The sequence below is a fragment of the Mucilaginibacter sp. NFR10 genome (genome assembly GCF_900100445.1).
GTDB classification, from domain to species: domain Bacteria; phylum Bacteroidota; class Bacteroidia; order Sphingobacteriales; family Sphingobacteriaceae; genus Mucilaginibacter; species Mucilaginibacter rubeus.
This window is the reverse complement of the sequence record NZ_FMTV01000005.1, coordinates 110972-124349: the sequence shown is the minus strand read 5'-3', so window position 1 is coordinate 124349 and position 13378 is coordinate 110972. Positions and strand designations below refer to the sequence as shown.

The following is a 13378-nucleotide window of genomic DNA, read 5'->3' as shown; positions in this document are numbered from 1 at the left end:
CTAAAACCCATAAACGGCTGCCAGCACAAACTGTGATGCAGACTTTGTCAGATCACCATTGCGTGCTTTAAACTGCTCTACCGATCCGTGATCCAATCTCACCTCGGGTATTAATGTTAACGGGCCTGCTTTAACGTTAGCAGTAAGCGTTGCCGCTGTAACCGATTTACCATTTACCGGCCCTGCAATTGCGGTATAAGTACCTGTTTTATGCTTAAAATATTCGCCCCTTAAACCAAGTGTAACATATTTTGAAACTGCCAGTTGCGGATACAAAGCTACGCCCGAAAAACCGCCGGTAACACCTTTGTTTGCCGAAAAGTCGGCCGCGTTCAGGCCAAGCTTAAACGCGTTTGTTATTTGATAGGCAGTTGTTAAATCAAACTCGGTGCCTACAATCCCTCCGGTAATTAGGTTTAAATAGGCGGTCCAGCCCTTAACCGGGTTTAATATCAGCTGAGCGCCAAAACTGTTTACTTGATTTGACGACCGGTAATAATTCCAATTATCATTAAACACACCGGCCATCACGTTCACTTTATCCGAAAACGAATATGCGGCTTTAAAACCCGCGTTTTGAAACGGGCCATTGGTAAACAGATAAGAGGTTGAGTAGTTAAAATTGCCAACCGGGCTCACAACTTCATAACCTATAAAGGTAGCCATATATCCAGCAGTAAGTACAAATTTATCTGTTACATCATAAGCCACATACAAGTTTTGAATATGATACGAATCGCCATCAGATCCGTTTGGTATCGACTGGCTTTGTCCTCTCGGACCAAATGATAACTCGCCTACAAAAGCGGCCCTGCCAACCTTTTTCTTTAAACCCAGATCTATCATCCCGATAGAAATTGAATTGTGATCCGTTGCAAAACTCGTCGGGATCTGCGATCCCCTGTTCGCGAAATCATACTTAAAATAGGTATCAACCGAGCCATAAACCACCAAAGGCGCATCGGATGTGGTTTTGACCGTATCCTGAGCCTTAACTATAAAAGCACAGGTTAACATCGAAAATATCAATAGCAGGAAAAATTTCATTTAAGTAGGTATTAAAATTTCCGGGTTCCTTATTGGTAACCCAAATTGTGTTTGTATCCTCGCCGTTGCTAATTATTGCTAACCCCGGCGAGGATTTGAGCTGCGCTAAAACCGCGGCAGCCTGGTTTTTACTTCTTCAATCCATCCAAAGCTACATTCAGCTTTAATACATTCACTTTAGCAGGACCAAACAAACCTAACAAAGGCTGCTCAGTATGCTCATCAACCAGTTTGTTTACGGCATCAACTGATAAACCGCGAACTTTAGCTACACGGGCAACCTGTACTTTTGCTCCGGCTGGTGAAAGATCAGGGTCCAAACCGCTGCCTGACGCTGTAACCAGTTCGGCAGGAATTTGTGAGCGTGTTACGTCAGGGTTATGTTTCAGGAAATCCTCAATCCTGCCTTCAACCTGTTTCAGGTAATCAGGATTTGACGGGCCTTTGTTTGAGCCTCCTGAACCGGCAGCATTATAATCAACTGATGACGGACGACCCCAGAAATACTCGTCTTTAGTAAACTTTTGACCAATGTTGGCGTAGCCAACTACACGGCCTTTGTATGTAATGGTTTCACCATCGCCTTTACCCGGGGTAAATTTACCTATACCGGCTATAGCTAAAGGATAGATGCCTGCTGTTAATACTATCAGTATTAGGGTAAGCTTGATGGATGGCAACAAATATGTTTTCATTTTATTTAATTTTTAAAGATGAGTTTGGGAACGTGGGGTTTGTGACGGATGGTAGTTAAAGCTTATCTGTCGCCCTAAAACCATACCTCACGTCCCCGGCTCATTTAGTTTTTATATGAATAATGAAACAGCTAAATCAATTAATTTAATGCCTATAAAAGGTATAATAATACCGCCTAAGCCATAAATGAGCAGGTTACGGCGTAACAACGCACTTGCGCCTATCGGTTTATACTCAACGCCACGCAAAGCCAATGGTATCAGCAACGGAATAATAATAGCATTGAATATCACCGCCGAAAGTATCGCCGATTGCGGACTGTGCAGGTCCATAATGTTCAGCGCTTTTAAGGCGGGCATTGATACCATGAATAAAGCCGGAACAATGGCGAAATATTTAGCTACGTCGTTTGCTATACTGAAAGTTGTGAGCGTACCACGTGTCATCAGCAACTGTTTACCTATTTCCACAATCTCGATCAGCTTGGTTGGGTCGTTATCCAGATCCACCATGTTACCGGCTTCTTTGGCAGCTTGAGTACCGCTGTTCATGGCTACGCCAACATCGGCCTGGGCAAGTGCGGGGGCATCGTTTGTACCGTCGCCCATCATGGCTACAAGTTTACCGCCTTGCTGTTCTTTCTTAATGTAGTTCATTTTATCTTCGGGCTTGGCCTCGGCAATAAAATCATCCACACCGGCTTTCTCGGCAATAAACTTGGCGGTAAGTGGGTTATCGCCGGTTACCATCACCGTTTTAACACCCATTTTACGCAGGCGTTCAAAGCGTTCGGCAATACCGGTTTTAATGATATCCTGCAACTCAATCACACCCATGATCTTTTCATTTTGTGATACAACCAATGGCGTACCACCGTTTGATGAGATCTTTTTAACATTCTCCTCTACATCTGTTGGAAACGGGTTACCAGCTTTTAAAGCAATATTACGGATGGAGTCAAAAGCACCTTTGCGGATGCGTAAACCATCGGGGGTATCTAAACCGCTTGAACGGGTTTCGGCAGTGAATTTGATAAACACTGAATCGGCTGGAGCGTGGATTTTTAGTTTGTGCGGACCTTGCTCGGCCAGCTCTACAATCGACTTACCTTCGGGAGTCTCGTCGGCCAGCGAGCTTAGTACACAAGCCGTTACGAAGTCCTGCTCATTTACACCTCCGGTTGGGTAAAAGCTCGTTGCTTTACGGTTACCAATGGTTATGGTACCAGTTTTGTCCAGTAATAAAGTGTCTAAGTCGCCTGCTGTTTCAACAGCTTTACCACTTTTGGTGATCACGTTGGCGCGTAAAGCCCTGTCCATCCCGGCAATACCGATGGCCGATAAAAGGCCACCGATAGTGGTAGGGATCAAACAAACAAACAACGATATAAAAGCGGCTATAGTGATGGGCGTGTTAGAGTAATCACCGAATGGCTTCAGGGTTACGCACACGATAACGAAGATCAGCGTAAAACCAGCTAATAAAATAGTTAAAGCAATTTCGTTAGGGGTTTTCTGGCGGGAAGCACCTTCAACCAAAGCGATCATCTTATCCAAAAAGCTTTCGCCCGGCTGGGTGGTTACCAATACTTTTATCCTGTCGGATAATACTTTGGTACCACCCGTAACAGATGATTTATCACCACCGGCCTCGCGGATCACCGGGGCGGATTCACCTGTAATAGCCGATTCATCAATGGTAGCGATACCTTCAATAATTTCACCGTCGGTAGGGATATTATCCCCTGTTTCGCAAATGAAAACATCACCTTTTTTTAGTTGTGACGACATCACTTTTTCTTCCTTACCGTTAACCAGTAAGCGGGCAGGTGTCTCTTCGCGGGTTTTGCGGAGACTTTCGGCCTGGGCTTTACCACGTGCTTCCGCAATGGCCTCGGCAAAGTTGGCAAACAGCACAGTTAACAATAATATAATGAATACCGTAAAGTTGTAGGCAAAGCTACCCTGGCCTTTATTGGTCAGCGAAAATATGCTCACAATGAGCATTACAACTGTACCGATCTCCACAGTAAACATTACCGGGTTGCGGAACAGCACACGAGGGTTTAACTTGATAAAGGATTGTTTAAAAGCATCCCTCATCTGATCGCCCTGAAACAATGTATTTTGAGTTGAGTTCATGATTATTTTAATGAAAAATGTTCAGCAATTGGGCCTAAAGCCAGTGAAGGGAAAAATGACAACGCTGCAATGATCACGATCACCGCGAAGATCATCAACCCAAAGGTTGAAGTATCACTCTTCAATGTACCGGCCGATTCAGGTATATATTTTTTGTTAGCCAACAATCCGGCAATAGCCAGCGGACCAATTATTGGCAGGAACCTGCCCAATATCATCACGATGCCGGTGGTATAGTTCCAAAAGATATTACCATCGCCCAAACCTTCAAAACCCGAACCGTTGTTGGCTGCGGCTGAAGTATACTCGTACAACATTTCGGAGAAACCATGTGTACCGGGGTTATTTAACCAGGCCGAAGGTTTAACAGCCCAATCGGCACCGGCTACGTTAACCACATAATATGATGATATGGCCAAGCCTACAAGGATAATGAACGGGTGAAGCAAAGCGATCAGCGAAGCTATTTTCATCTCCCTCGCCTCTATCTTACGGCCTAAAAACTCAGGCGTACGGCCAACCATCAGTCCTGAAATAAATACTGCTACTATGATAAATATGTAGAAGTTGAGGATACCAACGCCGCAGCCACCATAAAAACAATTAACCATCATACCCAGCAGCATCATAGTACCTGATACCGGCATAGCACTGTCATGCATGGAGTTTACCGAACCTGTAGAGATAATAGTAGTCACGATGCTCCAGTAAGCCGAGTTAGCCGGACCAAATCTTACTTCCTTACCTTCCATAGCACCGGTTGGCTGGCTGATACCCATTTTTGCGATGGCAGGGTTTCCGTTCAGTTCGGCATTCATAGTCGGGATCAACAGCATGAGCATACCCAGCGTCATTACGCCGAAGATCACATAAGCGAATTTCTTTTTATTGAGATAAAAACCCAATGCAAACACCAACGCGATCGGGATAGCAACCTGTGCTACCAGCTCGACAGTATTGGTTAAATAGTTAGGGTTCTCGATAGGGTGGGCGGAGTTTGCGCCAAACCAGCCGCCGCCGTTGGTACCTAAGTGCTTAATAGCAACCAGAGGTGCAACCGGTCCGCGGGATACGTGAACAGTGTCGCCCTGCATACTGATGAAAGTATCTTTACCTGCATAGCTGGTAGTCATGCCGTTAAAAGCGAAGATCACGGCTATTACAAACGAGATAGGCAATAATATACGGGTGATTGATTTTACAAAATACTCCCAAAAGTTGCCCAGCTTATCGGTAACCTTATCTTTCATGGCCCTGAAAACAACCACCAGCGCAGCAATACCTGTAGCAGCCGATACAAAGTGTAGGAACATAAATACAAAGTGCTGTGTAAAGTAAGTAGCACCGCTTTCGCCAGAGTAATGCTGCAGGTTACAGTTTACCAAAAAGCTGATGGCAGTATTGAAAGCTGTATCAGGCGACTGCCCTGGGTTAGCATCGGGGTTAAGCGGCAAATGACCTTGTGCCATTAAACACACAAAGGCATATACCAGCCAAACGCTGTTGATGGTAAGCAGTGCCAGCAGGTGCTGTTTCCAGTTCATTTCGCGTTTGGTGTCGATACCGCTGAAACGGAAAATAAAGCGATCAAGCGGGGCGAGAAAATCGAGCCAGGTTTTTTCGCCCTTAAATACCTTAGCTATGTAGCGGCCAAGGGGAATGGCGATGGCTAAGGTGAGCAGGTAGGTGAAAATTACACCCGTTAGTTCAGTGTTCATAGTTTAATTTTAAAATTTTTCGGGTTTAAGAAGTACGTATACCATGTAAATGAACACGGCTATTGCTACGATGAATAATGCTGCCATGATTTTAGATTTTTTCGAAGTACGTTACAGATTTAAAAAAGACCCAGAATACCACTACAAATGTGGCCAGGTAAGCGATTGTGAGTAAAGCATCCATTTTTATGTGTTTTGCAAAGGGCTTTGCCAAGCGGATGCCAAGAAAATTAAAATCTGTATAAATAGATGATTACTAATTATTTATACAACAATAGCAACATTATTTTATTTATTTAAGGAGAATTGGGCTATCATTTTGATAGCTGATTATCAAAGTGGGATTGAAGAAGGTCTTAGCTGCAGGAAGTAGCGATAACGTAACCTGTGGCAGATGGGCATGATCTCGAGTGTCCATCTTTCGCCGCCGCTCGCGGCTCGAGAGTGGCAAGTATTTCCAGGCCTCCGGCCTATGTACGGCGGCCAGAGGCCGCTTGATAGTCGACACCCGGCTGGAGCCGGGCGTCAGCGCACGGATAAATTCTCCAATTCAATAAATCCGAAATCGAAATTCCGAATTCCGAAATCACTCCAAATTATATTCCTTCAGCTTTCTATACAGCGTAGCTACGCCAATATTTAGCAGATGCGCAGCTTCGGCACGGTTGCCATGAGTGTGGTTAAGCACCCTCTGAATATGTAATTTCTCTACAGAGGAAAGATCAAATGCCGAAATAGGTGCACCGCTTTTCACCTGTTGCTGCTGAACTTCATAAGGTAGCAGGCTCTCATCAAGCACATTGCTATCGGTCAGGATCACCGCACGTTCTACAATATTCTTCAACTCGCGGATGTTACCGGGCCATGGATATGCTTCCAATTTTTCTATAAACTCATCGCTTAGCGTATTTACCTGTTTTTTTACTTTAAGGGCAAAATGCTGCATAAAGTATTCGGCCAGCAGTTTGATATCCTTTTTGCGCTCACGCAGGGCCGGCAGCGTGATCTGGAATACTGAAAGGCGGTAATATAAATCCGACCGGAAATGACCGTCATTGATTTCGTTGAGCAAATTACGGTTGGTAGCTGCCAGAATCCGTACGTTAACCTGGGTGGGTTTAGTATCGCCAATTTTAATGAATTGCTGCGATTCAAGCACACGAAGTAGCTTAGCCTGCAGATCGTGATCGAGCTCACCTATTTCATCTAAAAATATAGTGCCGCCGTTGGCCTCTTCAAAAAGTCCTTTTTTATCTTTAACTGCTCCCGTGAATGAACCAGCTTTATGACCGAACAGTTCGCTTTCCAATAATTCCTTAGTGAATGCGCTGCAATTTACCGCCACAAATGATTTTGCGCTGCGGTTGCTGGCCTGATGAATAGCTTCGGCAAAAATTTCCTTTCCGGTACCGGTTTCACCCAGTAATAACACAGTAGTATCGGTAAGTGCCACCTTTTGGGCCAGCTTGATCACATCACTGATAGCAGTTGATTTACCGATGAGCCTGTCAAAACCAAACTTATCATTCAGCTTGCTTTCCAGTTCTGCAACTTTTTGTTGCAGCAGGGCTTTATCCATGGCCTTGCTTACCAGCGGGATGATCTTTTCGTTATCATCCCCTTTGGTGATATAATCAAATGCACCGGCTTTTATGGCTTTTACACCATCATTAATAGTGCCGTATGCGGTCAAAACAATGATCTCGGTATTTGGGTAGTTTTTTTTGATGGTTTCAGAAAGGGTAATACCATCAATATCAGGCAGCTTAACATCGCTTAATACCACCTGTATGCTTTCGAGTTGGAGTTTTTTAAGCCCCTCTTTGGCTGTAGCCGCAGTAATTACCTCATGGCCTTCCAGCTGTAAAATACGCGCAAGCAGGTTGCGGAGGCGTTCCTCGTCGTCAATTATTAATAGCTTACCTTTCTGCATCGTGGCAAATATGATAATTTTGAACCATGATTTTTAGGATTTGACGATTTCTTGATAGAATAGTCCTAAACAACCTCAATCAAAACATCAGGGAATCCTATAATCAAGCGAATCAAGGTTACCAACGGTAACGCCTTGTCGCCCGCATCAGTTGCCGGTGACGTTTTGCTTCATAATAATCGCTGGTTACCAGGATGGAATGGATCACGCCCGGAATCCAGAAGAAAAGTGTTAAAAATATATTCAATATAAATGCACCTATCCTGCCGGTGGTGAGGATGGCAAGCGGTGGCAGTAAAAAGCATAGAAAATATCGCATGGCAGTAGTTTTAATGTTTAAACCATTTAGACAATGCGCCGGGAAATTTGTTACTGCTTTATTTCTTCACCAAGATTAGGTGGCAACTGGTCGCCAAAAAAAAGCGCTTTCAATTCAGTAGCATCATTTGGGTTCATTTTTCCGCCTAATATTAACCTCAATTGGCGGCGGCGAAGCGCACCCTCATACAATGCGCGCTCTTTATCCGTTTCAGGTACCAACTCGGGCACGGTTGTCTTTTGGCCATCTTTATCCAAAGCAACAAAGGTATAATAGGCCTCATTACTTTTTACTTTAGTACCGGATGGAATGTTTTGCGCCCATACATCCATCCTTACCTCAACCGAAGTAGTGAACGCGCGGGTAACCTTTGCTTCAATGCTGATCACATCACCCAGCTTTATCGGCGACTGGAACGATACGTTATCTACCGACGCGGTCACCACTATTCTATTACAGTGCTTTTGTGCCGAAATAGCAGCGGCAATATCCATCCAATGCAACAGGCGACCACCCATCAGGTTGTTTAAAGTGTTGGTATCATTGGGCAATACCAGTTCGTTCATGATGGTGTATGATTCCTGCGGCGATTTTCCGGTCATATTCAATCTGCTTTTAGGGCAAAGATAGGAAAAAACCTCAGCCAACCCTCTCTTTTGGGGATTGGCTGAACGTACCTTGTAAATGTTTGCCCCTGCCGAAATCCCCTTGCCCTGAAATAAAAACATGTCATTATAAGAAGAACGACGAAGCAATCGCACGCAATACAGGGCGACTGTGCTTTCGTACGATTGCTTCGTACCTTATAATGACGTGTTTTTGTTTACTACTCCGTCTTCAAACTCTTTACCGGGTTCATCAGCGCTGCTTTCACGCTCAAAAACGAGACTGTTGAAAAGGCAACCAGCAATACCAGGAAGAATGGAATAACGAACAGGAAGAGGTTAATATCCATCCTGAAAGCATATGTTTGCAGCCATTGATGAATAGCGTACCAGCCTATTGGTGCCGAAATTACAAACGACACTACTACCAACAAGGCAAAATCTTTATACAACAATTTTAAAATACTGTTTACCGAAGCTCCCAGTACCTTGCGGATGCCAATTTCCTTGGTGCGCTGTACAATGGTGTATGATACGAGGCCAAATAAGCCTAAACAGGCCACAAAAATGGCGATGCCGGTAAATACGCCAAACACCTGCCCAAAGCGCTGATCAGTTTTGTATTGCTCGTTAAAATGCTGATCTAAAAAGAAATAATCAAACTGGTCGCCTGGGAAAAAACTGGCCCAGGTTTTCTTTAAGTCGGCGATGGTTTGCGGCATATTGGTTGTACTTACCTTTACCGATACCGGGCCCCGAACATCAGGGATACAACGGAAGATCATGGAATCGTAGGCATCATGTAAGGATTGCTGGTGAAAATTATCAGCCACTCCTATTATCTCATAAACCTGTCCCCAAAAATCGATGCGTTTGCCAAGGGCATCGGCAGGTTTGCTAAAGCCTAACTGTTCAACCCCTTTTTTGGTGAATATCACTTTATGTGGTTCATCTCCAAACTCTTTCGAAAACTTACGACCGGCTATCAGTTTGATATCGTAGGCGTTAAGGTAATCGTAATCGGCACCGATAATGCGGTATTGTTTGCTTGTACTTTGATTTGAGCCAACCAACTTAATACCGCCAGCATTCCATTGCACAGGTTCACCGGGGATAGAAGTAGATACGGTTACACTTTTAACGGCAGATTGTGCCAGGCATTCGTGTTTAAATGAGCTCATGCTGCGGTAAAACGAATCTACCTTAACCAACGGAGCTTTAATGACCAGTGTTTGATCTATTTTTACCCCTAACTTTTGGCTTTGCATGTATTTAAGTTGTTTGAACACCGTAAGCGATCCTATCAGTAAAAATATCGAGGCAGCAAACTGGAATACCACCATTGCCTTACGTAATATCACTCCCCCTGGCGATGCCAGGATCTTGCCTTTCATCACCTCAACCGGCCTGAACGCCGATAACACTATAGCCGGGTAAAAGCCGCTGAAGAATGAGCCCAACACAAAGATTCCCAAAACAGCCAGCCAAAAAGTTGCTTTAGTAAATAAGGTAAAGCCCATCTGCATGCCGGAAATATTGGCGAATGCAGGCAAACAGGCCATAATGATAAGCAATGCGAGGCCAATAGCCATGGCGTTAAGCATCATAGCCTCCAACATGAACTGGGTAATCAACTGCGCTTTTGCCGAGCCCAAAGTTTTACGTACCCCAACTTCTTTAGCCCGGCCAATTCCACGGGCAGTAGCGAGGTTGATATAGTTGATCCATGCTATGATGATCACAAAGATGGCAATCCCCAAAAGCAGGTACACCGATTTGCCATCGCCATTGGGCTGAAACTCCAGCATCCTGTTGGAGTACAAGTGGATATCCTTTACCGGCTGAAGTGTATAAATGCCACCTTCGCCCGTACCGGGATATTTATCATATGCTTTTTTTACTACAGGGATAAACTTAGCTTCCAAAGCACGCGGATCAACTCCCGGTTTAAGCAGCAGGTATGTTGTGCAGCCGTCATTTAGCCAGGCATTATCGAGATTAAAATCTTTATTAGGCGGATTTTCTTTAAGCAGCGTAGCGTAGGATTGCATGATATCGAAATTCATATGCGTATTGGCAGGCATATTTTCCATTACGCCGGTAATTTTAAGCGGCTTATCTGTATTAATATACAAGGTTTGCCCAACGGGATTTATGCCATGAAAAAGCCTATCGGCAATTTGCCGGGTAATTACCGCGGTGTTGGGTTCTTTAAGTGCGGTATTTCCGTCGCCGTTTATTAGCGGGAAAGAAAATGTTTTGAAAAATGCATCGCTTACATAGTAAACATTCCGGATCACCATTTTCTGATCCCTGTAATTGGCTATGGTTTGCCCTGCTCCTACAATCTTTACGTATTCTTCAATATCGGGCAGCGCATTTTTAAATGCTGTGCCGGGTGCAAAAGCCCCGCCGGCCCATTGAGTACTTAACTTGCCATTGTTGTATCTGTCCTGATTAATCCGAAAAACGCGGTCTTTTTTGGTGTGGAAATCATCGAAACTAAGCTCAAAGCTAACATATTGCAAAATGAGCAAGCAAGCCGCCATGCCAATAGCCAGTCCTACTATGTTTATAGCGGAGAAAGCTTTGTTTTTTGAAAGGTTTCTAAAAGCAACCAGCAGGTAATTTTTAAGCATAATTGTGGGGTTTATACTGGCAATTCAGCTAATCGCGTGCCTTATTTTTAAATCACTGACTATAAGTAATTTAAATCAAAATCAATCAACGAAACTGTTCGTTTCCGCACAGTTATTGTGCGATTGTGGTTAGAGATTTGAGGTTCGGTTATTTTTACTGCGCAAGTATTGTGTGGCTGCCTATGAGAGGATTACTTGCGCCTTCTGCATCTTGTCCGGGTAGTTTGAAATCGTTGGACACAAGCAAATGAACGGACAGAGAAGGCTTTGACTAAACATCATTAGCTCGTGTAGTGGATTGTTTAGTGTTTTGTATTGATTAAGTATTATAACTAACTTACAGACAATTATAAACCTGATTATCAATCAATACAATCAACCTTGTTTTCAATTACCATGGATCAACCCAAAGTATTTATCAGTGTTGGGGGAACCTCAACTCCCAGCCAGGAAGATTTTGTAAAATCTATAGAAGACAGACTTAGAAGCGAAAATTTGATTCCCTACACCATCGGAAGAAATACATTCAGTTCTGATTCGCCTTTAAAATCAATAAAGGGATTGATGGATGAATGTTCAGGCATCTTAGTTATTGCACTTGAGCGAATCTATTTTGAAAGCGGGATTGAAAAACGGGGCAGCGCTAATGAAATAACACTATCAACAACCAAATTTGCTACTCCCTGGAATCAAATTGAATCAGCGATAGCATACACTAAGAATCTTCCGATTTTAGTTATCGTGGAGGAAGGAATACGTGCCGAGGGCTTATTAGAAAAAGGCTACGACTGGTATGTGATGACAGTAAAACCCAACCAAAATTCGTTATCAACAGTAGAGTTTAATGGTGTTTTGGCCAGTTGGAAGAGCAAAGTGGAGGCACTCAGCATTAGCAAAAATAATACTGCTGCCGAAAAAAGGAAAATTGTCCCGGACGAGCTAACTGTCGGCGAGTTACTATCAAATATGAAACTTGCTCAACTATGGGGAGTGTTGGCCGCTATTATTGCATTAATGGCTGCAATTTTCGTGATTGGCCAGCATTTTCCGGGCTAAATAGAATTTTAAGTTTGTAGTAGATCATTTCCTTGCGCAAACATTGTGCTTTTGCCTGTAGGGAGGCTTACTTACGCCCTCTGCATCAGATATCTCATGTCCAGGCAAATAAAAAAGGGTTGGATACCGGCAGGTGGACAAATAATGATAAAAATGAAAATACCGTATTATATAAGATTCTTTATTTTGGCTGAAGCAACTAAACCGATAATCAAAACAAGTCATCATGGGGCTATTCGACCTTTTCAGGAAAAAACCACCAGAACAAATCCAACCAACTGCACAGCCTCAGAAAGAAGAACCTATTGCAAAATATAGCGATTATAATGGCTACCTCATAGAGGTACTTAAAGACAGATTAGTTGAAATGGGGCACCAGGTTGAACGTCATCCGCAATATCTTACTTTGATACTTGATTCGGGCTTAGAAATATTCACTTCAATCATTGACGTGCCAGATGCACATCCATTTTTGATACAACTTAATATTTTAACCAGGCATCCTTTATATCTGGAGCAAGGGATATATGAATGTTTAGCCGGTATTGGCGAAACGATGGATAGGAGGATTACTTCGGCCTTAGATAATTACCTTAACATTGTGTTTCCGCCAATAATGGATGGCTTTACGGATACTCATGACCCGGAAGCTGATATGCTGGTAATTACAAATGCTCGGGAGATACTTTGGCACCCTAAGTTAGGCGACTTAATGGTGCAGGGGCAATGGGAGGAAATGCCGGACGGAAAATATCTTTTTGAAACTTTAAGAGAGAAAATTCAACCGGTTTTAATCGACAAAAAATTTAACTCTCTAAAAATTTATATTTCCAAACGAGCCGATGGTACTATAATAGGCGAATGCGTTTTTAATAATCAGCAATGGAACGATGGCCTTGACGAAATGACCAAACACGCAGAAACCTGGGTAGTGAAAGGTGACTTTATGGCCTTGAAACAAGTAATTATGTTCAGGAGATGCGACGTTTATGATGGTTTGTAGCGGTTACCAAATCCTCACATCAACTCATTATCCTTTTTAACATGATAAGCCTTGTACGATAAGTAAAACAAGGCCAAAGCTGGCAGAGCGCCAAGGATTATCCCAACTGTATTAGGCTTTGGATAGGTAGACACTATTTGCACAATAAACAATATCGTGGCAACTATACCACCTATAAGATAAAGATATTTGAATTTGGGGTTCATAGGTTATTTACATAC

At 43.4% G+C, this 13378-nt stretch carries 12 protein-coding genes; 2 read left to right on the top strand and 10 right to left on the bottom strand.

Annotation, left to right across the window (positions count from 1 at the left end):
• The 9 genes from BLP33_RS17660 to BLP33_RS17620 form a co-directional block, all read right to left on the bottom strand.
• Complete coding sequence (locus tag BLP33_RS17660) at positions 1–1047, bottom strand: outer membrane beta-barrel protein (protein WP_090531517.1); 1047 nt, start codon at positions 1045–1047, stop codon at positions 1–3.
• Positions 1048–1175: 128 nt separating this feature from the next.
• Positions 1176–1742, bottom strand: coding sequence for a K(+)-transporting ATPase subunit C (locus BLP33_RS17655; RefSeq protein WP_090531515.1), 567 nt, complete (start codon positions 1740–1742; stop codon positions 1176–1178).
• A gap of 111 nt (positions 1743–1853) precedes the next feature.
• A complete protein-coding gene (gene kdpB, locus BLP33_RS17650) occupies positions 1854–3884 on the bottom strand; it encodes a potassium-transporting ATPase subunit KdpB (protein ID WP_090531513.1) in 2031 nt (676 codons plus the stop codon).
• A 2-nt stretch (positions 3885–3886) separates the two neighbouring features.
• The gene (gene kdpA / locus BLP33_RS17645; RefSeq protein WP_090531511.1) at positions 3887–5602 is read right to left on the bottom strand and encodes a potassium-transporting ATPase subunit KdpA; all 1716 of its coding nucleotides are present in this window, start codon (positions 5600–5602) and stop codon (positions 3887–3889) included.
• 9 nt (positions 5603–5611) lie between these two features.
• The gene (gene kdpF, locus BLP33_RS27885; RefSeq protein ID WP_083879072.1) at positions 5612–5689 is read right to left on the bottom strand and encodes a K(+)-transporting ATPase subunit F; all 78 of its coding nucleotides are present in this window, start codon (positions 5687–5689) and stop codon (positions 5612–5614) included.
• 499 nt (positions 5690–6188) lie between these two features.
• A complete protein-coding gene (locus BLP33_RS17635; RefSeq protein WP_090531509.1) occupies positions 6189–7535 on the bottom strand; it encodes a sigma-54-dependent transcriptional regulator in 1347 nt (448 codons plus the stop codon).
• 118 nt (positions 7536–7653) lie between these two features.
• The gene (locus BLP33_RS17630; RefSeq protein WP_090531506.1) at positions 7654–7854 is read right to left on the bottom strand and encodes a YqaE/Pmp3 family membrane protein; all 201 of its coding nucleotides are present in this window, start codon (positions 7852–7854) and stop codon (positions 7654–7656) included.
• Between the two features lie 50 nt (positions 7855–7904).
• Positions 7905–8456 carry an acyl-CoA thioesterase gene (locus BLP33_RS17625; RefSeq protein WP_090532037.1) on the bottom strand — a complete coding sequence of 184 codons (552 nt, stop codon included), beginning with the start codon at positions 8454–8456 and terminating at the stop codon, positions 7905–7907.
• Positions 8457–8680: 224 nt separating this feature from the next.
• Positions 8681–11098, bottom strand: coding sequence for an ABC transporter permease (locus BLP33_RS17620; protein ID WP_090531504.1), 2418 nt, complete (start codon positions 11096–11098; stop codon positions 8681–8683).
• Between the two features lie 396 nt (positions 11099–11494).
• Between BLP33_RS17620 and BLP33_RS17615 the strand changes: the two genes are divergently transcribed.
• Together BLP33_RS17615 and BLP33_RS17610 are read left to right on the top strand one after the other, a co-directional pair.
• Positions 11495–12154 (top strand): hypothetical protein, encoded by a 660-nt coding sequence (locus tag BLP33_RS17615; protein WP_090531502.1) that lies wholly within the window; start codon positions 11495–11497, stop codon positions 12152–12154.
• A gap of 226 nt (positions 12155–12380) precedes the next feature.
• Positions 12381–13157, top strand: coding sequence for a DUF6348 family protein (locus BLP33_RS17610; protein ID WP_090531500.1), 777 nt, complete (start codon positions 12381–12383; stop codon positions 13155–13157).
• A 14-nt stretch (positions 13158–13171) separates the two neighbouring features.
• Here BLP33_RS17610 and BLP33_RS17605 read toward each other — a convergent pair whose 3' ends face one another.
• On the bottom strand, positions 13172–13363 hold the full coding sequence (locus BLP33_RS17605) for a hypothetical protein (protein WP_090531498.1): 192 nt from the start codon (positions 13361–13363) through the stop codon (positions 13172–13174).
• Positions 13364–13378: the final 15 nt, after the last annotated feature.